Raw genomic sequence first — 24041 nt, forward strand, 5'->3', positions numbered from 1 at the left:
CGGTGTGCCCCCGGCCCGGTGTGCCCCCGGCCCGGTGTGCCCCCGGCCCGGTGTGCCCCCGGCCCGGTGTGCCCCCGGCCCGGTGTGCCCCCGGCCCGGTGTGCCCCCGGCCCCGCGTGCCCCGTCCCGGCGTGCCCGGTCTCGCCCCCCGAGGCCTGGCGCGGCCCCCCGACGCGCCCGGAACCTACTCCGTACGCAGCCCCTCCGGCCGCATCAGCCGCAGCAGCGGTGGCAGGCTGAACAGGGTCACCACCAGGACGACCGCGGCGCCGATGCCGGTCATGGACAGGACGCCGGTCCAGTCGACGCGGACCGGGGTGTTCGTCATCTTCAAGAGCACCGTGCCCAGCGTCAGGCCCACCACCGTGGCCAGCAGCAGGCCAAGCGCGATGGGGATCGCGGTCTGCCAGAGCACCGACATGCTCAGCGTGCGCCGCCGGGTGCCGAAGGCGACCAGGGCCGACAGCAGCTTCTTGCGCTCGCGCAGCTGCTCCAGCTGGGAGACCAGCAGGCTGGCCCCGATCAGCGCCAGTACGCACGCCGCCCCGACGAACAGACCGGTGCGGATGGCGTCGAACCGGTCGGTCCGCCTCGTTTCCGCCCATGTCACGGTGTCCGCCAGCGGATCGATGCCCGCCGCGGCAGTCCGTACCCGGTCGTGCACGTCCGCCACCGACTCGTCCAGCCTGAGATAGGCGTGGCCGGTCAGGGCCGGCGCGAGCGCGTCCGGCATCGCCTTCGGCGTGAACAGGAAACCGCCCCGGTCGGTCCCGGCCAGCAGACCCTTACGCGGCTTCGCCGCCTTCACGCCCTGCGGCACCGTCCAGGGGATCTCCTCGCTCCTCGGGCCGCCCTCGTACGACGGGTCCATGTAGAGCTTCCGGCCCGGCGCGGCCAGCTTCGCCATGTCCTCCTCGCCGTCCCACTCGGCACCGTGGACGGCGAACACGTCCCCGTCGGCGCAGGAGTCGATACGGGCCATCTCCCGCAGCGACGCGCAGTCGCCCACGGTCACCATCGAACCGTGCTCCGGGTCCAGGCGGCGGTCGCCGACGTAGCCCTCCGAGTAGGCGTAGACGCCCTTCACGCCCTCGGTGTCGCGGAGCTTGTCGGCCGCCGGGGCCGCCAGCAGCGCGCTCGGCGTGGTGACCTCCATCTGTGCCAGCGAGAGGTCCTGTCCGGTGGACTTGGTGTAGTCGTCGTCCACGCCGACGAACAGCATCTGCAGCGCGATCGCCCCCGCCACGGCCACCGCGATGCCGTTGACCATCCGGGCCGCCGTACCGCTGCTCATCTGCAGCCTGCGCACGGCGAGCTGCCAGGCCACGCCGCCCGAGCCGAGCCGGGCGACGACGGTCTCCACGATCCACGGCAGCAGCGCGGTCACGCCCACCAGGAGCAGGACGACGCCCCCGGTCACCAGGTACTGGTTGAAGTCGCCGTTGTCCCGCCCGTTGCCGATCATCGGGTAGAGCATGGCGAGACCGGCCAGCGGCAGCAGCAGCCGCCACCACAGGCGGCGCCGCGCCGGCCGGCCCGCGCGGACCACGCCGAGCGGTTCGATGACCACCCCGCGCAGCGCGAACAGCGTCACCAGCACCGCCGCCGCCGGTACCGCGACCCCGACCAGCAGGGCCAGCAGCGGCGACGGGTTGAGGTAGCTCGGGAAGACACTGATGTGGAACACCTCGGCGGTGCCCGCGAGCTGGCGTCCGATCATGAAGAACACCGCGCCGAAGACCAGCCCCAGCAAGGCGCCCGCCATCGCTTCGCCCGCGGCGATCCGCCGGGTCATACGGCTGTCCGAGCCCACCAGCCGCAGGGCGGCGAGCCGCCGGTCCCGCCGCTCGCCGCCGAACCGCACGGCCGCGGCGATGAAGACGGCGACCGGCGTCAGCAGCACCACGAAGACGACGAGGATCAGCAGGAGCAGCACCGGGTCGGACCGCTCGGACGACGGATCCGGGTCCCCGAAGCGGTCGATACGGACGATCGTGCCCCCGTCGATGTGCGGTGCGAGGTCGTCGGCGCCCTGGTAGAAGGCGAGTTCGGCCGAGCCGATCAGCCCGCTCTCCCCGATGGTGCCGACGATCCGGTCCGGCAGCCGCTCGCGCAGCAGGGCGCCGGAGTCCGACTCCAGCAGCTTCTTCAGCGCGGGGGAGACCACCATCTCCCCGACCGCGGGGAACTTCTCCACCCCCGGAGGCAGCGGCGCCCGCGGCCCCTCGGGGTCCAGGGCCCGGCCCCGGACACTGTCGTCGCGGAAGTCCGAGCCGACTTCGGCGACCACGAGGGTGTCGTCGGCCTTCGGCAACTGCTCGGAGGAGAAGGTGATGTCGGTACGGGCCGCCTCCCGGTCGTGCCGGACGGCGAGCGCGTTCGGCAGGGCCGTCGTCAGCAGCAGCAGCGCCACGCCGAGTCCGACACCGACGGCCGTCAGCACGGCCCGGGTCCAGCCCTCGCGCCCGCCGGTGAAGGCGAAGCGCGCACCCATGGCCAGGTCGGCGGCCCATTGGCGCAGGTTCATACGACCCGCTCCATGTCCCGGGACTTGCCGTCCCGTACGACGATCTCGCGGTCGGAGTAGGCCGCCACCCGCGCCTCGTGCGTGACGAGGACGACGGCGGCGTTGGTGGAGCGGGCGGCGTCCGTGAGGAGTTCCATCACGCGCTCGCCGTTGAGGGAGTCCAGCGCGCCGGTCGGCTCGTCGGCGAAGAGCACGCGGGGGTTGGTGACCAGCGACCGCGCCACCGCGACCCGCTGCCCCTGGCCGCCGGAGACCTCGCCGGGCCGCTTCTTCCTCAGGTCGTCGACCTCGAGGCGTTCCATCCAGGTCAGCGCGGCCCGCTCGGCCTCCTTGCGGGAGGTGCCGTTCAGACGCAGCGGAAGGGCGACGTTCTCGACGCAGGTCAGCTCCGGCACGAGCTGCCCGAACTGGAACACGAACCCGAAGTCCGAGCGGCGCAGCGCACTGCGCTGGGCGTCGTTCATGGCGGACAGCTCACGCCCGTTGTACGTGATCGTCCCCGAGTCGGGCGGCACGATGCCGGCGAGGCAGTGCAGCAGCGTCGACTTGCCGGACCCGGAGGGGCCCATCACGGCGACGACCTCGCCGGGGTGGATGGAGAACTCCGCGCCGTCGAGGGCGAGGGTCGGGCCGTAGGCCTTGCGCAGCTGCTCGGCCGAGAGCAGCGAACCTGCGGGAGGAGTCATCGGGCCACCGCCTCACGGAGCTTGTCGAGGCGCGCCGCGGTGAGCTCCAGCCAGCGCAGGTCGGCCTCCAGATGGAACAGGGCGTGGTCGCAGATGAGCTGGTCGGCGAGGTCGCCCTTGCGCTTGCGGTCGGTGAGGATGCGCATGCTGCGCAGGTGCTCCGAGCGCTGCGTGTCGAGGAGGTCGGCGGCGTCGCGGTGGGTGAGCAGCGCGAGAACGACCTTGGTGTAGAGCGTCGACTGGAGATACGGCTCGGGCTTCTCCGGCGTGGCGAGCCACTGCTGTACGTCGGTGATCCCCGCGTCGGTGATCGCGTACCGCTTGCGCTCGGGACCGCCGCCCGCCTCGATGCCGTCGACGACGACGAGGCCGTTCTTCAGCAGGCGGGACATCGTCGAGTAGACCTGGCCGTAGTGCAGTGGCCGGTCGTGACCGAACTTCTCGTCGAAGGCGCGCTTCAGGTCGTAACCGTGACGCGGCCCGGACTCCAGGAGCCCCAGGAGGGTGTGACCGATGGACATGCCGAGCACTCTACACACGGTGTATACGCGCCATGTATACGCCCGGTGCAGAGATCGTGGCGGCGCGTACGGGTCCGCAGGTCGGAGGCGATTGTCACGGTTCCGTGACGACGGAGGCCGCGCCTCCGCATGATGCGCGCATGACGCGGTGGCGCGGCCTGCCCGGCTTCGTCAGGACGGTGGCGCGGGCCCGGACCCCGGGCCCGGACCCCGGGGCGGGCGGCCTCGGCGTGGCAGCGGTCCGGCGTCTCCGGGCAGCCGGCCCGCCTCCGACAGTGCCCTGCGGAGCAGGAACTCGATCTGGGCGTTGGCCGAGCGCAGCTCGTCGCCCGCCCAGCGGGCCAGTGCCTCGTACACCTGCGGGTCCAGCCGCAGCAGCACCTGCTTGCGCTGCTGCTGCGGCCGACGCTTCGGGGTCGGGCCCTCGGGCGCGGAACCTGCGGGTGCGGAACCTGCGGGCGCGGAACCTGCGGGCGCGGAACCCTCGGGCACGGAACCCTCGGGCACGGAACCCTCGGGCACGGAACCCTCGGGCACGGAACCCTCGGACGGGGAGCCCTCGGACGAGACCGTCACTGGTAGAGCGTCCCGGTGTTCAGGACCGGCTGGGCGGCGCGGTCCCCGCAGAGCACGACCATCAGGTTGGACACCATCGCCGCCTTGCGCTCGTCGTCCATCTCCACGATGCCCTGCTCGCTGATCCGGGCGAGCGCGGCCTCGACCATGCCGACCGCGCCGTCCACGATCTGCCGCCGCGCCGCGACCACCGCGCCGGCCTGCTGCCGCTGGAGCATCGCCGAGGCGATCTCCGGGGCGTACGCGAGGTGCGTGAAGCGGGACTCGATGATCTGCACCCCGGCCGCCTCCACGCGCGCGTGCAGCTCGACGGCGAGCTTCTCGGTGATCTCCTCGGCGTTGCCGTGCAGCGAGAGGCCGTCCTCGTCGTGGGCGTGGTATGGGGATGAGCGGGGGCGTGTACAGGTCGTGTTAGCTCGATCGTGTGATGGTCCACTGGTGGACTTGCGGTGGGCTGAGCTGACCGGGTTAACGTGATCGTGCGATCTGCGGCGATGGCGCAGTGTCGGCGTGCGGGGCCCTCGATCCACCGGAGTGATGGTTCGGGGCCTCCCTGTCGCCCCTGGCTGTACCTGCGTGGCGGGTCGTGCAGGAAACTGGCCTCCTGGATCCGGACCGCGCACGGGATGCGCGTCGCCGGCCAGGGTTGAGTACGCCGGGGACCAGTGCGCCCAAGACCGTTTGGGGCGTGCGGCTGAACAGGGTCACTTTGCTCAGCCCTCAGGAACGGTACTCGATGGCGATGTGCCGCATGGCTGCATCGTCTGCGTGGAGGTGAACTCCACGTCGGCGGCCACCAGGAAGGTGGCCCGGGCGGTGTCCTCGACCGCCCGACCACGACTGCGGCAAGCCCGGCGGGCTTGCCGCAGTCGTGGTCGTTCACTACCAAAGTGACATCACTTTCCCCGCTCCCAGCAACCCTGCACCCCCCTCGTACGTCGGTTCCATAGGAGCGGGTGCTGATTCTCACGTCCGTACAAGGCCGGATCGGCAGCCGTTTGTCATATCTCCCGGTGTTAGCTTTCTGAGCTGACCTGAGCGACGAACCTGTGTGACACGTGAGCAAGACGTGATCACAGATGAACGAAGCGGAGCGGATCGGACCCATGGGACGAGCGGAAGAGAGAAAAGCGCGACAGCGCGGTGGCCGCCGCGCGGCGCCGAAACGCCGCCGTTCCTCGGGAGCGGGCGGGAGCGGGAAGAGCGGCATACGCAGGCTGTTCACCTGGAAGAAGATCCTCGGGACCTTCTTCGGCCTCTGCCTGCTCGGCATGGGCGCCTTCATCGTCCTGTACATGGTGATCGACATCCCCGAGGGGAACGCCGAGGCGGAGCTGCAGAGCAACGTCTACAAGTACAGCGACGGCAGCACCCTGACCCGCACGGGTGAGCGCAACCGCGAGATCGTCGACCTGGCCAAGGTGCCCAAGGAGGTCCAGCGCACCTTCGTCGCCGCCGAGAACAAGACCTTCTACAAGGACTCCGGCGTCGACCTGAAGGGCACCGCGCGCGGTGTGCTGAACACGCTCTCCGGCAAGGGCGCGCAGGGCGGTTCGACGATCACCCAGCAGTACGTCAAGAACTACTACCTGTCCCAGGAACAGACGGTCTCGCGCAAGCTGAAGGAACTGGTCATCTCCCTGAAGCTGGACCGGGAGAAGTCCAAGGACTACATCCTCGCCGGCTACATCAACACCAGCTTCTACGGCCGCAGCGCCTACGGTATCCAGGCCGCCGCGCAGGCCTACTACGGCGTCGACGCCGAGGATCTGACGGTCGAGCAGGGCGCCTACCTCGCGGCGCTGCTCCAGGCGCCCAACCAGTACGACTGGGCGATCGCCAGCGACACCGGCAAGAAGCTGGTCCAGCAGCGCTGGAACTACGTCCTGGACAACATGGTCGAGCAGAAGTGGCTCGACAAGTCCGAACGCCAGGCCATGAAGTTCCCGGTCCCCAAGGAGCCCAAGCCCGCTGCCGGGATGGAGGGCCAGACCGGGTACCTGGTGAGGGCGGCCAACGACGCGCTCAAGACCCGGCTCGTCGCCCAGGGCGCGGCCGAGGACCGGGAGGATGCCGCCGCGCTGCTGGAGCTCGGCGGCTACACCGTCACGCTCAACATCGACAAGAAGAAGCAGGCGGCGCTGGAGAAGGCGGTCAAGGCCAAGCTCACCAGCAAGCTGGACCCCGAGAAGCGCGCGGTCGACGCGGACGTCCAGGCCGGCGCGGTCTCGGTCGACCCGAAGACGGGCGCGGTCCTGGCGATGTACGGCGGCGTGGACTACGTCAAGCACTACACGAACAACGCCACCCGCGACGACTACCAGCCCGCCTCCACCTTCAAGCCGTTGATCCTCGCCGCGGCCGTCGACCAGGACGCCGAGACCCAGGACGGCGTGCCGATCACGGCCAACACGATCTACGACGGCACGAGCGAGCGCCCCGTGATGGACGGCGACCAGGAGGTGGGCTTCGCGCCCCCCAACGAGGACGACGTCGACTACGACGACGTCACCGTCCAGGAGGCGATGAACAAGTCCGTCAACTCCGTCTTCGCCCAGATGGGCATCGACGTCGGCATGTCCGAGGTCATCGAGACCGCGGGCGAACTCGGCATGGACACCGAGGGCGTGGAGGCCGTGCCCGCCCAGACCCTCGGCAGTATGGGCGCGAGCCCGCTGGAGATGGCCGGCGTCTACGCCACCCTCGACAACCACGGCCAGAAGGTCACCCCGGCCATCGTGAAGTCGGTCGAGCACAAGGACCGCACGATCGAGTTCCCCGAGCCGATCGGCGAGCAGGTCATCAGCCGCGAGGCCGCCGACACGGTGACCTCCGTACTGACCGGCGTGGTCGACGACGGTACGGCCAAGCGGTCCGTGCGGGACAACCCGCTGCGCGACGGTCAGGTGGTCGCCGGCAAGACGGGTACGTCCGACAACAACAAGTCGGCCTGGTTCACCGGCTTCACCCCCGGCCTGGTCACCTCGGTGGGCCTGTTCGGCGAGGACGACAAGCCGCCGCATCCCCAGGTCCCGATGTACAAGGCGGGCGGCGTCGACTACCGCGTCAACGGCGGTGGCTTCCCCGCGGAGATCTGGGCGGCGTACACCTTCGGTGTCATGGACGAGGTGACCAAGTTCGAGCTGGAGACCAAGCAGGGCGCCGCGGTGAAGCCGAGCAAGTCGCCCACGGCCCCCGAGACGCCGACCCAGTCGCCGACGCAGGAGGAGACGACCGAGGCGCCCCCGTCCGACGAGCCGACGACCGAGGCGCCGCCGTCCGACGAGCCGACGACCGAGTCACCGTCCCAGTCGCCGTCCCAGTCGCCGTCCGGCAGCCCGTCGAGCGAGGCACCGCCGACCGGCGGTGAGTCCACGGAGCCGGAGAACCCCCTCTTCCCCAACGGGGACCGGGAGGAGCGATAACCGACGGCAGGAACGCGCGAAGGGCGCCCGGTGACTACCACCGGGCGCCCTTTCGCTTTCACGCGTACCTGCCTCAGCCCCGGTTCAGCTCGAACCAGACCACCTTCCCGGTGCTCAGCCGCGTCGCTCCCCAGCGCCGGGCCAGCCGGTTCACCAGGTACAGTCCGCGTCCGCCCTCGTCCGTGGCCCGCGCCTGTCGCAGCCGCGGCAGCTGCGGCACGTCGTCGCCGACCTCGCAGCGCAGCACGTCCGTGCGCAGCAGGCGCAGCGTGACCGGCTTCGAGGCGTACCGCACGGCGTTGGTCACGACCTCGCTGACCAGCAGCTCCACCGAGTCCGTGAGGTCCTCCATGCCCCAGCGGGCGAGGGCGCGCCGGGCCAGGCGCCGGGCCCGGCCGGGGGCCGCGTCCTCGGGCTCCAGGAACCAGTACGCCACGTCGCTGGGCGCGATGCCGTCGAAGCGGGCGGCGAGCAGCGCGATGTCGTCGTCCCGGTCGCCGGGACCGAGCATGTCGAGGACCTCGTCGCAGAGGGCTTCCAGTGGCGGCGGGTGGTCCGGTCCGGTGAGCTGCGCGGTCGCCGCGAGGCGCTCCCGCAGCTGCTCTATGCCGGTCCACACGTCGCGCAGCCGGGACTCGACCAGCCCGTCCGTGTAGAGGAGCAGGGTCGCGCCGGCGGGGGCGTCCAGTTCGACGGCCTCGAAGTCCACGCCGCCCACGCCGATCGGCGCGCCGGCCGGCACCCGCAGCACCTCGGCGTGGCCGCCCAGGTGGAGCAGTACGGGCGGCGGGTGTCCGGCGTTGGCGACGGTGATGCGGTGCGCCACCGGGTCGTACACGGCGTACAGGCAGGTCGCCATGCGGTCGGTGCCCAGGCGCTGGGCCTGTTCGTCGAGGTGGTGCAGCACCTCCTGCGGGGGCAGGTCGAGCCCGGCCAGGGTCTGCGCGGTGGTGCGCAGTTGGCCCATGATGGCCGCCGACGTCATGGAGTGGCCCATCACGTCCCCGACGACCAGCGCGACCCGGCTGCCGGGCAGCGGGATGGCGTCGTACCAGTCGCCGCCGACGCGTGCCGTCTCGGCGGCCGGGAGGTAGCGGGAGGCCAGCCGCACGCCGGTGCAGCGCGGCAGGTTCTCCGGGAGCATCGTCCGCTGCAACTCGTCGGCGATGTATGCCTCACGCCCGTACAGCACCGCCTTGTCGATGCCGAGCGCGCTGTGCGTGGCGAGCTGGGCGGCCACCAGCAGGTCGTCGGCCTCGAAGGCGACGCGCTCCGGGCCGCGCAGGAACAGGGCGGCCCCGATCACCCGGCGCCGGCCGCGCAGCGGCGCGAGGATCGCCCGCCGGCCGTCGGGTACGGCGAAGTCCCGGCCGTCGCCGAGCAGTTCCGGCAGGGCGGCGCGGGCGGCGGGCGTGTCCGTGAAGACCGGTCGCACCCCGCGCAGCACCTCGGCGAGCGCGCTGCCCGGCCGCACCTCGCACAGTTCCGAGCCGACCGCCTCCAGCTCGGAGGGCTCGGGCTGGGCCGCGGGCGTGAATCCGCTCTCGGTGTCCCGCTCGGCCGGTATCCGGTCGGTGCGGCGCAACCGCAGCACGAGGGGGCCCGTGGGCCGCTCGTCGCCGACCGGCAGCGGCTCGCGCAGATAGACGAGGATCGCGTCCGCGAACGTCGGCACGGTGGCCCGGCACAGCCCCATCACGATCTCGTCGAGATCCATGCCCCGGGCGATCCGCCGGGTCGCGGCTCCCACGAACCGCAGCCGGTCCCCGTCCCGCCGCATGGGCGTGGGCTGTCCCGGCGCGGTGGGCTGCCCGGTGCGGCGGTCCGGTTCCAGCGGCGCGCCACGGCGCTCCGCCCCCGTCGACGCCCCGGAACCGGAAAGGGTTCCCGGAACGGCGCCGGCTCCGGCCTGCGCGCCGCCCGGCTGGGCCGGGACGCCGTCGGACGTGGGCCGCGGGCGGTGTGTGTCGGGCTCGGCGGCCTGCTCGGCGCCCGGCTGGGAGTGCTCGAAGGCCCCCGGCGAGTCGGCGCCCGCGGTGGGCGGCGTCTCCCCGGTGCGCCCCTGTGCCGGTAACGCGGACCCGGAGGCGCGTGGCGGCACGGGGGTACGCAGGAGCGCCCCGCGGGGATCCGTGGGGTCGCCGCCCGGCGAGGGGCGGTCGAAGGAGGTCGGGTGCTCCGTCACGCGTGTCGAATCCATCCGTCCGGGACTGCGCGCGGCGCGTGCAGTTCGTCCCGCAGAAATCCCGATACCCGGAATACGTGCCCCGGGAACGGGATTCCCGCGTGGTCAGAAGCTGTTCCTGGATCACCGGCGGACCGTCTGCGGCCCGTATCCGTGTTGCCCTCGTACCTCTCGCTCACGTCCTGCCGCCCCTCGGTGACGATCGGTCAAGCACAGCGCACGCTCCGCCGGTTGCTGCCGCGCTCCCTTGCGGAGGACGATCCTACGTTTCCTGCCCGGGGGCGTATCAAGGGTCTCATGAGGACACGTGCGCGGGCGTGCGGTCCCAGTCCCCGGGCAGCGACGGTACCGTCCAGGACGGATCCGGGCGCCAGTGTTCCCAGCCGTCCGCGAACGGGGAGCCCCAGGCGCGGATCTCCGCCACCGCGGCACGCCCCGCCTTTCGCACCCGCTCGGCGAGCCGGGCGTCCATCAGCCGGTCCCGCTGGGCCTGCGCGAACTCGTCCTCGTCCCGCCAGTGCCAGGTGCGGTCCGGGTGGACGGAGATGTCCAGGAAGTGGTCCTCGGAGTCGACCCCGCCCTCCCAACGGGCCAGTGGATCCTCCAGGTTCACGTACCAGTTCTTGAACCGCCAGCCCGGATCCCAGAACAGCCACACCGACCAGGGCTCGCCCGGCCGGGCCAGCTTCAGCACACCCGTGCCGAACCACCGGTCGCGCTGCACGGTGCGCGGTTTGGTGTAGCGCGAGGCCAGCGGTTCCAGGTGCACGGGCGTGCCGTCGGCGAGCACCGGCTTCACGCAGTCGGTGCCGGGAGCCAGCCACACGGCGAGCAGCTCGGCGTCGTCCCGTACGACGGTGACGGGACGCGCGATGTGGAAGTGCGGGCCGCCGTTCTCCCGGTACCGCCACAGGATGTGACTGCCGGGCGCCCAGTACCCCGCCGGGGCCGCCGGACCGCCCGTCTCCGCCCCCGCTTCCGCCGCCGCGCTCACCGCTTCACCGTCTGCCATGGAGAGATGTTAGGTGCCCTGGCCACCTGACGCGCCGGTGATCGCGGACAAGCGCCCGCATTCACGAGCGTTCGCGAGCACTCACGGCGTTCCTCCGGTCACGGGCGGGTCATCCGCAGCACGTCCAGCGCCTCGTCCAGCTGCTCGTTCGTGAGGTCGCCGCGCTCGACGTAGCCGCCCTCCAGCACGACCTGGCGGATCGTCTTCCGCTCGGCCAGCGCCTTCTTGGCGACCTTGGCGGCCTCCTCGTACCCGATGTACTTGTTGAGCGGCGTGACCACGGACGGCGAGGACTCGGCGTACTCGCGGGCCCGTTCGCGGTGGGCGACGACGCCGTCGACGGTCCGGTCGGCCAGCAGCCGCGAGACGTTGGCGAGCAGCCGGACCGACTCCAGGACGTTCTTGGCGATGACCGGCAGCATGACGTTGAGCTCGAAGTTGCCGGCCGCTCCCGCCGCGGCGACCGTCGCGTCGTTGCCGGTGACCTGGGCGGCGACCATGAGCACGGCCTCGGGGATCACCGGGTTGACCTTGCCGGGCATGATGGACGACCCCGGCTGGAGGTCGGGCAGGGAGATCTCCGCCAGCCCGGTGCGCGGCCCGGACGCCATCCACCGCAGGTCGTTGGCGATCTTCGTCAGGCCGACGGCGATGGTCCGCAGCTGCCCGCTCGTCTCGACGATGCCGTCCCGGGTGCCCTGCGCCTCGAAGTGGTCGCGCGCCTCGGTCAGCGGCAGTCCCGTCGCGCGGGCCACCTCCTCGATGACGGCGGCGGAGAAGCCGGGCGGGGTGTTGATGCCGGTGCCGACGGCGGTGCCGCCCAGCGGCAGCTCGGCGAGGCGGGGGAGGGACGCGTTCAGCCGCTCGATGCCGTACCGCACCTGGGCGGCGTACCCGCCGAACTCCTGCCCCAGCGTGACCGGCGTGGCGTCCATGAGGTGCGTACGCCCGGACTTCACCACGTCGGCGAACTCCTCGGCCTTGCGCTCCAGGGCGCCGGCGAGGTGGTCGAGGGCCGGGATCAGGTCACGGGTGACGGCGGCGGTGGCGGCGATGTGGATGGAGGACGGGAAGACGTCGTTGGACGACTGGGAGGCGTTGACGTGGTCGTTGGGGTGCACGTCCCGGCCGAGCCGCTCGGTGGCGAGGGTGGCGACGACCTCGTTGGTGTTCATGTTGGACGAGGTCCCCGACCCCGTCTGGAACACGTCCACGGGGAAGTGCTCGTCCCACTTCCCCTCGGCGACCTCCCCGGCCGCCGCCTGGATCGCGCCGGCGACGTCCTTGTCCAGGACCCCCAGCTCGGCGTTGACCTTGGCCGCCGCGCCCTTGATCCGGGCGAGCGCCTCGATGTGCGCCCGTTCGATGCGCTGCCCGGAGACGGGGAAGTTCTCCACCGCCCGCTGCGTCTGGGCACGCCACTTGGCGTGGGCGGGGACCCGCACCTCACCCATGGAGTCGTGCTCGGTGCGGTACTCGGTCCTGTCCTGCTCGTCGGCCATCGACGATCACCTCCACGTGTCACAGCGTCCTGGATGCGACCACTGTTCCCCGTGGAGGTGAACCGTCACCGGCCTGGCTCAGGCGAGCCCGGGACCCCGTACCGGAATGCTGGTGAACGTCGGCGCCGGAGCCGGGTCCTGGAAGAAGTCGTTGCCCTTGTCGTCCACCACGACGAACGCCGGGAAGTCCTCGACCTCGATCTTCCAGACCGCCTCCATGCCGAGCTCCTCGTACTCGACGACCTCGACCTTCTTGATGCAGTCCTGGGCGAGGCGCGCCGCCGGCCCGCCGATCGAGCCGAGGTAGAAGCCGCCGTGCGCGTCGCACGCGTCCGTGACCTGCTTGCTCCGGTTGCCCTTCGCCAGCATCACCCTGGAGCCGCCCGCCGCCTGGAACTGCTCGACGTAGGAGTCCATGCGCCCGGCGGTCGTCGGACCGAAGGACCCGGATGCGTACCCTTCCGGGGTCTTCGCCGGACCGGCGTAGTACACCGGGTGGTCCTTGAGGTACTGCGGCATCTCCTCGCCCGCGTCCAGCCGCTCCTTGATCTTGGCGTGCGCGATGTCGCGGGCCACGACCAGCGGGCCGGTCAGGGAGAGCCGGGTCTTGACCGGGTGCTTGGTCAGCTCGGCGAGGATGTCGTCCATCGGCTGGTTGAGGTCGACCTTCACGACGTCCCCCGCCTCGTCGAGGTGCTCGTCCGTCGTCTCCGGCAGGAACCGCGCCGGGTCGGTCTCCAGCTGCTCCAGGAAGACGCCCTCGGCGGTGATCTTCGCGACCGCCTGGCGGTCCGCGGAGCAGGACACGGCGATGGCGACCGGGCAGGACGCCCCGTGCCGCGGCAGCCGCACCACGCGCACGTCGTGGCAGAAGTACTTGCCGCCGAACTGCGCGCCGATGCCGATCTTCTGCGTCAGCTCGAAGACCTTCTCCTCCAGGTCCTGGTCCCGGAAACCGTGCCCGAGCTCGGAACCCTCGGCCGGGATCTCGTCCAGGTAGTGCGCGGAGGCGTACTTCGCGGTCTTCAGCGCGTACTCCGCCGACGTGCCGCCGACCACGATCGCCAGGTGGTACGGCGGGCAGGCGGCCGTACCGAGCGAGCGGATCTTCTCCTCCAGGAACTTCATCATGGAGGCCTCGTTCAGGACGGCCTTCGTCTCCTGGTAGAGGAACGACTTGTTGGCCGAGCCGCCGCCCTTGGCCATGAACAGGAACTTGTAGGCGCCGCCGTCGGTCGCGTACAGCTCGATCTGGGCCGGGAGGTTGGAGCCGGTGTTCTTCTCCTCCCACATGGTGAGCGGAGCCATCTGCGAGTAGCGCAGGTTCAGGTTCTTGTACGCGTCGTAGACGCCCCGGCTCAGGGCCTCCTCGTCGCCGCCCGCCGTCAGGACGTTCTGGCCGCGCTTGCCCATGACGATCGCCGTGCCGGTGTCCTGGCACATGGGCAGCACGCCCGCCGCCGCGATGTTCGCGTTCTTCAGCAGGTCAAGGGCCACGAACTTGTCGTTGCCGGACGCCTCGGGGTCGTCGATGATGCGGCGCAGCTGCGCCAGGTGGGCGGGGCGCAGGTAGTGCTGGATGTCGTGGATGGCCTCCTCGGCCAGCTTGCGCAGCGCCTCGGGCTCCACCTTGAGGAAGGTCCGCCCGTCGGCCTCGAAGGTGGCGACACCCTCGGCGGTCACCAGCCGGTACGGAGTGGTGTCCTCGCCCTGGGGGAGCAGATCGGTGTACGCGAACTCAGGCATCTCGCCCATTCCTCACTCGGCATCACGCGCGGCTGGATTCCTCAGCAACGACGGCTGGCCTCCATTGGCAGCGTCCACCAGCGTAGAACCTGCCGTCTGCGGCGAGCTTGTGAGGTAAGGCTCAGTAAGCCGCGATCGCGAACGGCGGTCCTGGCCGCGACACGGTTGTCCAGACAAGGTTGTCCACAGGGCTAGTCGCGATCTATCGCGTTTCGGTACGCTGCTGCCGTGGACCTTCAGAAGCACGCCCAACCGCAGGACGCGGCACCGCGCGGCACCGCAGCGCCCGTCTCCGAGATGCGCGCCTCGGACGCCGACCGTGACCGCGTCACCGACATGTTGCGCGAGGCCCTCGCCGAGGGGCGGCTCACCGCCGAGGAGCACGCCGAGCGGGTCGAGGGCGTGCTGGCCGCCAGGACGGTCGGTGCGCTGGACGTCTTCGTGCAGGACCTGCCCGCCGGGCACGCCGGGCGGGGCACGGGTGCCGCCCCGGCCCCCAACCGCCCCACCGCCGGCGCCATCCCCGCCGAAGCCGACGAGAACCTGGTGGCGGTGTTCAGCAGCGCGGTCCGCAAGGGCCGCTGGCGGGCGAGCCGCCGTATCCACGCGTACGCGGTCTTCGGCAGCGTCGAGATAGACCTCAGCGAGGCGGTCTTCGAGCACCAGCAGGTCGTGATCAAGGCGTTCTCGATCTTCGGCAGCGTCGAGGTGCGCGTCCCGGAGAACGTGTCGCTGCGCGGCGCGGGCGGCGGCGTGCTCGGCAACTTCGAGGTCCACACACTCGACTCGGCCGAGGCCGAGGCACCCGTCATCTACGTGGACGGCTGGGCGGTGCTGGGCAGCGTCGAGGCGCGCCCCAAGCGCGGCAGGGTCGTCGCGGACATCCTCGACCGGGTGCACCGCAAGGTCGACAAGGGTTTGCGCAAGCACTTGTAGCGCGGCACCGGCGGCGGTTGGAAACCCAGTGCATAGGCGCGCGTACAACGGGTAAGCCTTGACGCATCGTCTCTCGCTCGCGAAGCCGTCGTCAGGAGTAGACCGTGCTGCAACCGCCGCCTTCGTCCCTGCAGGTAGCCGCCGTTCCGGCCCAGCGGGTGCCCGTGCGGGACAGGGACCAAGACGCTCCCTGGCACACCGAGGCGGTGTGCCGGCGCGACGAGGCCGGACTGTTCTTCGCACCTTCCAAGGAACCCACCGCCGCCCGGCTCTCCCGCGAGGAGGCGGCCAAGCGCGTCTGCGCGCGCTGCCCGGTCATGGTCGAGTGCCGCGAGCACGCCCTCCTGCAGCCCGAGCCCTACGGCGTCTGGGGCGGCCTCACCGCCGCCGAACGCCGCGTGGTCCTCGCGAGGCGCCGCCGCCGCGAGGTGGAGTTGAAGAACGCCGCCCGCACGACGGGCCGCATAGCGGCGGCCGGCTGAACACGAACGAGACAAGGGCGCCCCCTCCGCACAGGGGGCGCCCTTGTCATGCCGTGGGGGCTGAGTGCCCCAAAGGGGCGCGGGGCTGTGTCTGATCTGCGGCTCCGCCGCGCGGGCGCGACCAGCCACAACCGGCCCGCAGCCGCCGAGCGACAGGCACCCCCGCTTCAGTAGGCGCCCCGCACGCCCGACGGAGTCACTTCGCCCGGTCGAAGTCCACCGCGCTGTACGCCCGCAGCTTGCTCAGCCGGTGCTCGGAGTCGATCCGCCGCACCGTGCCCGACTTGGACCGCATCACGATCGAGTCGGTCGTGGCGGTCTCGGACCGGTACCGCACCCCGCGCAGCAGCTCACCGTCGGTGATGCCGGTCGCGACGAAGAAGACGTTGTCCCCGGAGACCAGGTCGTCGGTGGTCAGCACGCGGTCCAGGTCGTGCCCGGCGTCGATCGCGCGCTGCCGCTCCTCGTCGTCCTTGGGCCACAGCTTGCCCTGGATGGTGCCGCCCAGGCACTTCACGGCGCAGGCCGAGATGATGCCCTCCGGCGTGCCGCCGACGCCCAGCAGCAGGTCGATGCCGGTGCCCTCGCGCAGCGCCAGGATCGAGCCCGCCACGTCGCCGTCGGAGATCAGCTTGATGCGGGCGCCGGTCTCCCGGACCTCCTTGATGAGGCCCTGGTGGCGGGGCCGGTCGAGGATGACGACGGTGACGTCCTCGGGGGTGCGTCGCTTGGCCTTGGCGATCCGGCGGATGTTCACGGACACGGGCGCGTTGATGTCGACGAAGTCGGCGGCATCCGGCCCGGTGACCAGCTTGTCCATGTAGAAGACCGCGGACGGGTCGAACATGGAGCCGCGCTCGGCGGCGGCCAGCACCGCGATGGCGTTGGTCATGCCGTTGGCGGTCAGCGTGGTGCCGTCGATCGGGTCGACGGCGATGTCGACCTCGGCCCCGGTCCCGTCACCGACCCGCTCCCCGTTGAAGAGCATCGGGGCCTCGTCCTTCTCGCCCTCGCCGATGACGACGACGCCGTTCATCGAGACGGTGTGGACGAGGGTCCGCATGGCGCGCACGGCGGCGCCGTCGGCGCCGTTCTTGTCACCGCGCCCGACCCAGCGGCCGGCGGCCATCGCCGCGGCTTCGGTGACCCGCACGAGTTCCATGGCGAGGTTGCGGTCGGGGGCCTCTGAGGGGACGTCCAGTTCGGACGGCAGATGATGCTCGGTCATCGGAGCGCACCTTTCTGATACGACGACGGCCGGATGAGGGTGTGAGCCGCACTCTATCGTCAGTCCGACAAAATGAGCAGGGGACCCCACGTATGAGCGGAGCAGGCACCTGCGACGATAGGGGGCGTGGCAGGTATGCAAGGCAAGCAGAAGTCGGCCCGGGACATGATCCTCTCCCTCGGGCTCATCGTGCTCGCGGCGGGCGTGATCTGGATCTTCATTCCGCACGACGACGGCGAGCCCCCGATCAAGCGGGTGGACTACCGGGTCGAGCTGCTCACCGCGCAGCGCGCGGCGTCGTACCCGGTGGCAGCGCCGGAGGGCCTCTCCAAGGACTGGAAGCCGACCTCCGTCCGCTATCGGGGTGACGAGTTCGAAGCCTGGCACCTGGGCTTTCACGCCCCGGACGGCGAGTACGTGGCGATCGAGCAGTCCACGCAGAAGCCGTCCACGTTCATCGACGACGCCAGCCAGGGAGCACGGGAGACCGAGGCGACCCAGGAGATCGGCGGCCGGACGTGGACCCGGTACACGGGCGGCCGGTACGACGCGCTGGTGCTGCACGACGCGGACGGCATGAAGGGCGCGACGACGGTCGTGGCGGGCACGGGCTCCTTCGACCAGCTGGGCAGGATGGCGGCGGCGCTGAAGCTGACGTGAGTGTCCGCCGCACGCCGACGACGTGACGAAGCCCCCGGCGAGGTGCCGGGGGCTTCGTCGTGTCATCGGGGTCGCGTGGCTCAGACCGTGGTGACGACCTGGTCGTAGGCCAGGCGCGGGGAGCGCGGGAACCAGGCGTCCGGGCCCGGGCGGCCGATGTTGACGACCATCAGCGGGGTGTGGTCGTCGTCCAGGAACTCCTTGCGGACGCCCTCGAAGTCGAGACCGGTCATCGGGCCGGCGGAGAGGCCCGCGGCGCGGACGCCGACGATGAAGTACGCGGCCTGCAGAGCGGCGTTCAGCGTCGCGGCACCCTCGCGCACCGGGCGCTCGCTGAAGAAGGCGTCCTTGGCCTGCGGGAAGTGCGGGAAGAGCGCGGGCAGCTCCTCGTGGAACTCGTTGTCCGCCGACAGGATCGCGACCAGCGGGGCGGCGGCCGTCTTGGGCCGGTTGCCCTCGGCCATGTGCTGGACGAGACGCTCGCGGGCCTCGGGGGAGCGGACCAGCGTGATGCGCAGCGGCGACTGGTTGAAGGCGGTCGGGCCGTACTTGACCAGGTCGTAGATCGCCTGCACCTGCTCGTCGGTCACCGGCTCGTCGGTGAAGGTGTTCGCGGTGCGGGCCTCGCGGAACAGCAGGTCCTGGGCGGCGGGGTCAAGAACGAGAGACATGCGTGATCTTCCTCGGGGGGTGCGTCGGCGCTCCGCGCAGGTCGGCGGGGAGCCGTTGACGGGGACGACGCTACGCCAAAGAAGTTCAAGCTTCAACCAAAACGGGAACGTGGTGATCCGCTTCACATGATCATCGGGGGGTCGAGTGACGTGCGTCACGCGCGGTCGGCGATGAGTTCCGTCGCCGACCGCGGTCGTACAGGGCAGTTCACCGTCACTCGCACACAGGCACACAGGGAGCGCACCGATATGACCGCCACCGTGAAGGGCCCCGCCTCCTACTTCCCGTCGATCGAGAAGAAGTACGGCCGCCCGGTCGCGGAGTGGAAGGAGCTGATCCGCTCCTCGCCGCTCACCAAGCACATGGAACTCGTCGCCTGGCTCAAGACCGAGCACGGACTGGGCCACGGACACGCCAACGCGCTCGTCGCGCACACCCTGGCCGAGGACAGCGGTAAGTAGCCCGCCCGTCCCCGCGCGGGCGCGGCTAGTCGTCCCCATCCTCCGCCCCGGCCTCCTCGGCCAGCGCCGCGTCGAGGCGGGCCCGGGCGCCGTCCAGCCAGCGGCGGCAGACCTTCGCCAGCTCCTCGCCCCGCTCCCACAGGGCGAGGGACTCCTCCAGCGTCGTACCGCCGGCCTCCAGCCGCCGTACGACCTCGATCAGCTCGTCCCGCGCCTGCTCGTACCCGAGCGCCTCGGACACGGCCGTCGGCTGCTCCACCTCGCTGGTCATCCACCCACCCTATGCGTCGACTCGTACGGAGAAATCGCCCTCGGAGACCCGTGCGCGCAGCGCCTCGCCCGGCTCCACCTCGCCCGGGTCACGGACGGCGTGGCCGTCGGACCGCTGCAGCACCGCATACCCGCGCTTCAGGGTCGCGGCGGGGGAGAGGGCCACCACGCGCGCGTGCGTGTGCGTCAGCTCGGAGTCGGCCCGGTCGAGGTGGTGCCGCAGCGAACGGCGGCCCCTCTCCAGCAGGGCCGTCACCTGCTCGGCCCGCTCGTCGATCATCCGGTGCGGATCCTGTATCGACGGCCGGGCGAGCGCGTGGGCCAGCCCGCGCTCCTCACGGTCCACGTAGGCCGCCACGCAGCGCCGGGCGCGGTCCCGCAGCTGCCGCACCCGCTCGTACTCCTCGCCGACGTCCGGGACGACCTTCTTGGCGGCGTCGGTCGGTGTGGAGGCGCGCAGGTCGGCGACATGGTCGAGCAGCGGATTGTCCGGCTCGTGGCCGATCGCCGAGACGACCGGCGTACGGCAGGCGGCGACCGCCCGCACCAGCTGCTCGTCGGAGAACGGCAGTAGATCCTCCACGCTGCCACCGCCCCGCGCGACGACGATCACGTCCACGTCGTCCATCGCGTCCAGTTCCTTCACCGCCTGCACCACCTGCGGCACGGCGTGCACGCCCTGCACGGGGACGTTGCGCACCTCGAAGCGGACGGCGGGCCAGCGGTGCCGGGCGTTCTCCAGGACGTCCCGCTCGGCGGCCGACGCCCGCCCGCACACCAGGCCGATCAGCTGCGGCAGGAACGGCAGCGGCTTCTTCCGCTCCGACGCGAACAGTCCCTCGCGCGCGAGTGCCTTCTTCAGCTGCTCCAGGCGCGCGAGCAGCTCCCCGACACCCACCGGCTTGATCTCGGCGGCCCGCAGCGACAGCTGGCCGCGCGGCGCGTACCACTCCGGCTTGGCGTGCACGACGACGCGCGCGCCCTCGCCCACCACGTCCGCCACCGCGTCGAACACCTGCCGGTAGCAGGTCACGCTCACGGAGATGTCGTACGACGGGTCGCGCAGCGTCAGGAACACGACACCGGCACCGGGCCGCCGCGACAACTGCGTGATCTGACCCTCGACCCACACCGCGCCGAGCCGGTCGATCCAGCCCCCGATCAGCCGTGACACCTCACCCACGGGCAGCGGGGCTTCGGGGGTCGAGTTAACAGCCATGCGCCCGAGCGTAACGGCCGGGTGTGACAACCGGCCCCGGCGCGCACGTCGCCCTTAGCCGGGCCCGGCCCGCTCGCCTCACGCCCCCACCGAGCGCCTCCCGCGTGCCTGCACCGCCAGCACCACCAACCCCACCACCAGCCAGATCGCCCCGACCACCTGCGCGGTCCTCGACGCCTCCACGATCACCGCGACGGTGATCGCCGCCCCCAGCACCGGAATCAGCGCATGCCGCCACCAGCTCACCGTGTCACCGCGGTGCCGGACGACGAACCAGCCCACCACGCTCGCGTGGAGCAGCGTGAACGCGGTCAGGGCGCCGACGTCGACCACCGAGACCAGGTGGTCGAGACCGTCGTCCCGACGCGCCGCCCACACCGCCGCCACCATCGTGATCACGGCGGAGACCAGCAGCGCCACGCGCGGTACCCCGGAGTCCGTCCGCGACAGCACCTTCGGCAGCCGCCGGTCGCGGCCCATCGCGAACAGCAGCCGCCCGGCCGCCGCCTGCCCGGCCAGCGCCGCGAACGCCGCGCCGATCGCCTTGCTCACCGCCACCAGGTCGTGCAGCCACGTGCCCACGGAGGCGTCGACGGCGTCGTAGAACGCCGAACCCTGCCGCTCGGGCTCCGCCGCCAGCTGCGCCGAGGACACCGGCTCCAGCAGCGCCACCAGATACGTCTGCGCCACGAACAGCACGCCCGCCAGCGCCAGGCAGAACAGCAGCGCACGCGCGACCTTCGCCGAGCCGCCGGTGACCTCCTCCGCGAAGGTCGCGATCGCGTCGAAACCCAGGTACGACAGCACCGCGACCGACACCGCGCCGACGACCGCCGACAGCGCGAACGCACCCTGCGTGCCGTCCCCGGACAGCGGCGACAGCCAGCCCCGCTCGGCACCGTCGCGCGCGAGGACCACGATCGCCGCCACCACGAACACCAGCAGGACCACGATCTCCATGGCGAGCACCAGGAAGCCCACCCGGGCCGCCGCGCGCACCCCCCACAGGTTCAGCAGCGTCGTGACGACCACCGCGATCGCCGTCCACACCCACCGCGACACCTCCGGAACCAGCGCCTCCATCGCGATGCCGGAGAACAGGTACGCCACCGCCGGAATGAGGACGTAGTCCAGCATCGCCATCCAGCCGGCGACGAAACCGGCCCCGTTGCCGAGCCCCGCGCGCGCGTACGCGAAAACCGACCCCGCCTGAGGGACCACCCGCACCATCTGCGCGTAGCTGAATGCGGTGAACGCCATCGCGATCGTGGCGACGACGTACACCAGGGCCACCGCGCCGTGCGACTTGGCGTCCAGCGTGCCGAACACGCCGACCGGCGCCATGGGCGCGATGAACAGGAGCCCGTAGACGACCAGGTCCCTGAAGCCCAGACTGCGCTTCAGCTGGTGCTCCTCACCGGCCCCCTGGGCCGCCGTACCGGTCTCGGACATCCCGCCTCCGCCAGCGCATCGGACTGTGTCTCGTCGCGTCCCCGTCAACGTCCCCGGCGACGCCCCCGTCAGTCTCCCCGGCGACGCAGTACCCACGCGATCTTTGACCCGCCGAACGCGGCCTTACGATGGGTGCCATGACTGCTTCGCCTGGCCGCCGTGTCCTGCTCGCCGCCCCCCGTGGCTACTGCGCGGGTGTGGACCGCGCCGTGATCGCCGTCGAGAAAGCCCTGGAGCAGTACGGAGCTCCCGTCTACGTCCGGCACGAGATCGTCCACAACAAGTACGTCGTCCAGACCCTGGAGAAGAAGGGCGCCATCTTCGTCGAGCAGACGGAGGAGGTCCCCGAGGGGAACATCGTCATGTTCTCCGCGCACGGCGTGGCCCCCGTCGTCCACGAGGAGGCCGAGCGCGGCAAGCTCGCCACCATCGACGCCACCTGCCCGCTCGTCACCAAGGTGCACAAGGAAGCCGTCCGTTTCGCGGACGACGACTACGACATCCTCCTGATCGGCCACGAGGGGCACGAGGAGGTCATCGGCACCTCCGGCGAGGCCCCCGACCACATCCAGCTCGTCGACGGCCCCGAGGACGTCGCGAAGGTCGAGGTCCGCGACCCGTCCAAGGTCGTCTGGCTCTCCCAGACCACCCTCTCCGTCGACGAGACCATGGAGACCGTCGACGCGCTGAAGGACAAGTTCCCGCAGCTCATCTCCCCGCCGAGCGACGACATCTGCTACGCCACGCAGAACCGCCAGCTCGCCGTGAAGCAGATGGGCGCCGAGGCCGAGCTGGTGATCGTCGTCGGCTCGCGCAACTCCTCCAACTCCAAGCGCCTCGTCGAGGTCGCCAAGCAGGCGGGCTCCCGCGCGGCGTACCTGGTGGACTTCGCCGACGAGATCGACGAGTCCTGGCTGGAGGGCGTCACCACGGTCGGCGTCACCTCCGGCGCCTCCGTCCCGGACGTGCTGGTCGAGCAGGTCCTGGAGTGGCTGTCGCAGCGCGGCTTCGAGGACGTGGAGATCGTCAAGGCCGCCGAGGAGTCGATCATCTTCTCGCTGCCCAAGGAGCTCCGCCGCGACCTGCGCGAGGAGGCGGCGTCCCTGGTGGCGGAGCGAGGCGGCTCGGGCACGGCCGGGGCGTGACTGTCAGTCGCAGGCCGTAACGTGGTGCCATGCAGATCTTCGGCGTGGACATCGGCGGATCCGGGATCAAGGGCGCCCCTGTGGACCTCGACAGGGGCGACCTGGCCCAGGAGCGCTGCAAGGTACTGACCCCGCACCCGGCGACCCCCGACGGCGTGGCCGACGGGGTGAAGCAGGTCGTCGAGCACTTCGGCTGGACCGGACCGGTCGGACTCACCTTCCCGGGCGTGGTCACGGGCGGCGCCACGGTGCGCACAGCGGCCAACGTCGACAAGAGCTGGGTCGACACGGACGCGCGCGCCCTGTTCAGCGAGCGGCTCGGCGGCCTCGACGTGACGGTCGTCAACGACGCTGACGCGGCGGGCGTCGCCGAGATGCGCTTCGGCGCCGGCCGCGACCGCAAGGGCACGACCATCCTCCTCACCTTCGGCACCGGCATCGGCAGCGCCGTCTTCACCGACGGCGTCCTCGTCCCGAACAGCGAGCTCGGCCACCTGGAGCTGGACGGCCACGACGCGGAGAAGCGCGCCTCCAGCAAGGTCAAGGAGGACCACGACCTGTCCTGGGAGCACTGGGCCCACCGGGTGCAGCGCTACCTCGCCCACGTCGAGATGCTGTTCTCACCCGAGCTGTTCGTCATCGGCGGCGGCGTCAGCCGCAAGGCGCACAAGTTCCTGCACTACATCGAGGGCGTCCAGGCCGAGATCGTCCCCGCGCAGCTCCAGAACAACGCCGGGATCGTGGGCGCGGCGATGCGGGCGGCGGAGGGAGCCGGCCGGCCGGCCGCGGGCTGAACCTGTCGGTCGCGGGCCGAACCCGCCGTCACGCGGGCGTACGGTCCCGGGCGGCGGCCCGGCGGCGCCGCAGCAGCCGGATCCTCCGGACGATCACGGTCGACCCCGCGACCAGCGTCCCGCCGTACAGCCAGCCCGCCTCGGTGGCCAGGGCGGTGACGAGCCCCATGAGCCGCCCTCCGACCCCCTTGCCGCTCTCGGCGACGGTCACCAGGCCCACCGCGAAGGCGATCGGCACGACGACGGGCGCGGTCAGCAGGTCCCCCCTGCGCACCCAGAGCGCGGTGAGCAGGCACACCGGCAGGAACAGCACGCCGTACACCGTCAGGGACGCGCCGAACAGCAACTGGTCGAGGAAGCCGAGCACCAGCATCACCGCCGCGCAGAACAGGCCGCTGCCCAGCCCGGTCAGCCGCGGGTTGGGCATCCCGCGCAGGGCACGCAGCGCCCGCGCCACCGGCGGACCGGACCGCGCCACCGGCGGACCGGACCGCGCCACCGGCGGACCGGACCGCGCCGCCGGCCGTCCCGCGGCCGGCCGT

At 71.4% G+C, this 24041-nt stretch carries 21 protein-coding genes and 1 pseudogene; 7 read left to right on the forward strand and 15 right to left on the reverse strand.

Annotated features, from left to right (window positions below):
- Window positions 1-184: 184 nt before the first annotated feature.
- From ACFCZF_RS37920 to ACFCZF_RS37940, 5 genes and pseudogenes are all read right to left on the reverse strand, one after another.
- Window positions 185-2527 carry an ABC transporter permease gene (locus ACFCZF_RS37920; RefSeq protein ID WP_376675535.1) on the reverse strand — a complete coding sequence of 781 codons (2343 nt, stop codon included), beginning with the start codon at window positions 2525-2527 and terminating at the stop codon, window positions 185-187.
- Window positions 2524-3213 (reverse strand): ABC transporter ATP-binding protein, encoded by a 690-nt coding sequence (locus ACFCZF_RS37925; RefSeq protein ID WP_345630278.1) that lies wholly within the window; start codon window positions 3211-3213, stop codon window positions 2524-2526. Before ACFCZF_RS37925 ends, ACFCZF_RS37920 begins: the two co-directional genes overlap by 4 nt.
- Complete coding sequence (locus ACFCZF_RS37930) at window positions 3210-3734, reverse strand: PadR family transcriptional regulator (protein WP_217141267.1); 525 nt, start codon at window positions 3732-3734, stop codon at window positions 3210-3212. The genes ACFCZF_RS37925 and ACFCZF_RS37930 overlap by 4 nt, the downstream gene beginning before the upstream one ends.
- 171 nt (window positions 3735-3905) lie before the next feature.
- Window positions 3906-4115 carry a hypothetical protein gene (locus ACFCZF_RS37935; RefSeq protein WP_375924106.1) on the reverse strand — a complete coding sequence of 70 codons (210 nt, stop codon included), beginning with the start codon at window positions 4113-4115 and terminating at the stop codon, window positions 3906-3908.
- Window positions 4116-4306: 191 nt separating this feature from the next.
- Window positions 4307-4693, reverse strand: a pseudogene (locus ACFCZF_RS37940) (SPFH domain-containing protein); the annotation flags it as partial.
- 723 nt (window positions 4694-5416) lie between these two features.
- Between ACFCZF_RS37940 and ACFCZF_RS37945 the strand changes: the two are divergent.
- Entirely contained in the window at window positions 5417-7735 is a 2319-nt protein-coding gene (locus ACFCZF_RS37945) for a transglycosylase domain-containing protein (protein ID WP_376675536.1), read from the forward strand.
- Between the two features lie 73 nt (window positions 7736-7808).
- Here the strand turns inward: ACFCZF_RS37945 and ACFCZF_RS37950 are convergent, their stop codons facing one another.
- The 4 genes from ACFCZF_RS37950 to ACFCZF_RS37965 form a co-directional block, all read right to left on the reverse strand.
- The gene (locus ACFCZF_RS37950; protein WP_376675537.1) at window positions 7809-9935 is read right to left on the reverse strand and encodes a SpoIIE family protein phosphatase; all 2127 of its coding nucleotides are present in this window, start codon (window positions 9933-9935) and stop codon (window positions 7809-7811) included.
- A gap of 280 nt (window positions 9936-10215) precedes the next feature.
- Entirely contained in the window at window positions 10216-10932 is a 717-nt protein-coding gene (locus tag ACFCZF_RS37955) for a DUF402 domain-containing protein (RefSeq protein ID WP_376675538.1), read from the reverse strand.
- Window positions 10933-11030: 98 nt separating this feature from the next.
- Window positions 11031-12434 (reverse strand): class II fumarate hydratase, encoded by a 1404-nt coding sequence (locus tag ACFCZF_RS37960; protein ID WP_376675539.1) that lies wholly within the window; start codon window positions 12432-12434, stop codon window positions 11031-11033.
- 78 nt (window positions 12435-12512) lie between these two features.
- Window positions 12513-14180: a fumarate hydratase gene (locus ACFCZF_RS37965; RefSeq protein WP_376675540.1), complete on the reverse strand. Its 1668-nt coding sequence runs from the start codon at window positions 14178-14180 to the stop codon at window positions 12513-12515.
- Between the two features lie 228 nt (window positions 14181-14408).
- Between ACFCZF_RS37965 and ACFCZF_RS37970 the strand changes: the two genes are divergently transcribed.
- Together ACFCZF_RS37970 and ACFCZF_RS37975 are read left to right on the forward strand one after the other, a co-directional pair.
- Window positions 14409-15116 carry a DUF1707 domain-containing protein gene (locus tag ACFCZF_RS37970; protein WP_376675541.1) on the forward strand — a complete coding sequence of 236 codons (708 nt, stop codon included), beginning with the start codon at window positions 14409-14411 and terminating at the stop codon, window positions 15114-15116.
- A 104-nt stretch (window positions 15117-15220) separates the two neighbouring features.
- Complete coding sequence (locus tag ACFCZF_RS37975; RefSeq protein ID WP_375922794.1) at window positions 15221-15598, forward strand: WhiB family transcriptional regulator; 378 nt, start codon at window positions 15221-15223, stop codon at window positions 15596-15598.
- Between the two features lie 196 nt (window positions 15599-15794).
- On the opposite strand, the gene glpX is transcribed toward ACFCZF_RS37975, so the two are convergent.
- Complete coding sequence (gene glpX, locus ACFCZF_RS37980; protein WP_375922791.1) at window positions 15795-16826, reverse strand: class II fructose-bisphosphatase; 1032 nt, start codon at window positions 16824-16826, stop codon at window positions 15795-15797.
- 135 nt (window positions 16827-16961) lie between these two features.
- Between glpX and ACFCZF_RS37985 the strand changes: the two genes are divergently transcribed.
- Window positions 16962-17486: a DUF4245 domain-containing protein gene (locus ACFCZF_RS37985; protein WP_375922814.1), complete on the forward strand. Its 525-nt coding sequence runs from the start codon at window positions 16962-16964 to the stop codon at window positions 17484-17486.
- Window positions 17487-17566: 80 nt separating this feature from the next.
- On the opposite strand, the gene ACFCZF_RS37990 is transcribed toward ACFCZF_RS37985, so the two are convergent.
- Entirely contained in the window at window positions 17567-18157 is a 591-nt protein-coding gene (locus ACFCZF_RS37990) for a malonic semialdehyde reductase (protein ID WP_376675542.1), read from the reverse strand.
- 249 nt (window positions 18158-18406) lie between these two features.
- Here ACFCZF_RS37990 and ACFCZF_RS37995 point away from each other — a divergent pair, with 249 nt between their 5' ends.
- Window positions 18407-18619, forward strand: coding sequence for a DUF4287 domain-containing protein (locus ACFCZF_RS37995; RefSeq protein ID WP_375922785.1), 213 nt, complete (start codon window positions 18407-18409; stop codon window positions 18617-18619).
- A 25-nt stretch (window positions 18620-18644) separates the two neighbouring features.
- Here the strand turns inward: ACFCZF_RS37995 and ACFCZF_RS38000 are convergent, their stop codons facing one another.
- The 3 genes from ACFCZF_RS38000 to ACFCZF_RS38010 all read right to left on the reverse strand — a co-directional run bounded on the left by ACFCZF_RS38000 (window position 18645) and on the right by ACFCZF_RS38010 (window position 21560).
- The gene (locus ACFCZF_RS38000) at window positions 18645-18890 is read right to left on the reverse strand and encodes an exodeoxyribonuclease VII small subunit (RefSeq protein WP_375922782.1); all 246 of its coding nucleotides are present in this window, start codon (window positions 18888-18890) and stop codon (window positions 18645-18647) included.
- Window positions 18891-18899: 9 nt separating this feature from the next.
- Window positions 18900-20108 (reverse strand): exodeoxyribonuclease VII large subunit, encoded by a 1209-nt coding sequence (xseA, locus tag ACFCZF_RS38005; protein ID WP_376675543.1) that lies wholly within the window; start codon window positions 20106-20108, stop codon window positions 18900-18902.
- Window positions 20109-20186: 78 nt separating this feature from the next.
- The gene (locus ACFCZF_RS38010; RefSeq protein WP_375922777.1) at window positions 20187-21560 is read right to left on the reverse strand and encodes an APC family permease; all 1374 of its coding nucleotides are present in this window, start codon (window positions 21558-21560) and stop codon (window positions 20187-20189) included.
- 128 nt (window positions 21561-21688) lie between these two features.
- Here ACFCZF_RS38010 and ACFCZF_RS38015 point away from each other — a divergent pair, with 128 nt between their 5' ends.
- Window positions 21689-22705: a 4-hydroxy-3-methylbut-2-enyl diphosphate reductase gene (locus tag ACFCZF_RS38015; protein WP_376675544.1), complete on the forward strand. Its 1017-nt coding sequence runs from the start codon at window positions 21689-21691 to the stop codon at window positions 22703-22705.
- Window positions 22706-22734: 29 nt separating this feature from the next.
- Complete coding sequence (gene ppgK, locus ACFCZF_RS38020) at window positions 22735-23499, forward strand: polyphosphate--glucose phosphotransferase (protein ID WP_376675545.1); 765 nt, start codon at window positions 22735-22737, stop codon at window positions 23497-23499.
- Window positions 23500-23527: 28 nt separating this feature from the next.
- On the opposite strand, the gene ACFCZF_RS38025 is transcribed toward ppgK, so the two are convergent.
- A partial coding sequence (locus ACFCZF_RS38025; RefSeq protein WP_376675546.1) for a DUF6542 domain-containing protein occupies window positions 23528-24041 on the reverse strand: 514 nt, incomplete at its 5' end.

Origin of the sequence: Streptomyces sp. NPDC056296 (assembly GCF_042268605.1) — a bacterium.
Taxonomy (GTDB): domain Bacteria; phylum Actinomycetota; class Actinomycetes; order Streptomycetales; family Streptomycetaceae; genus Streptomyces.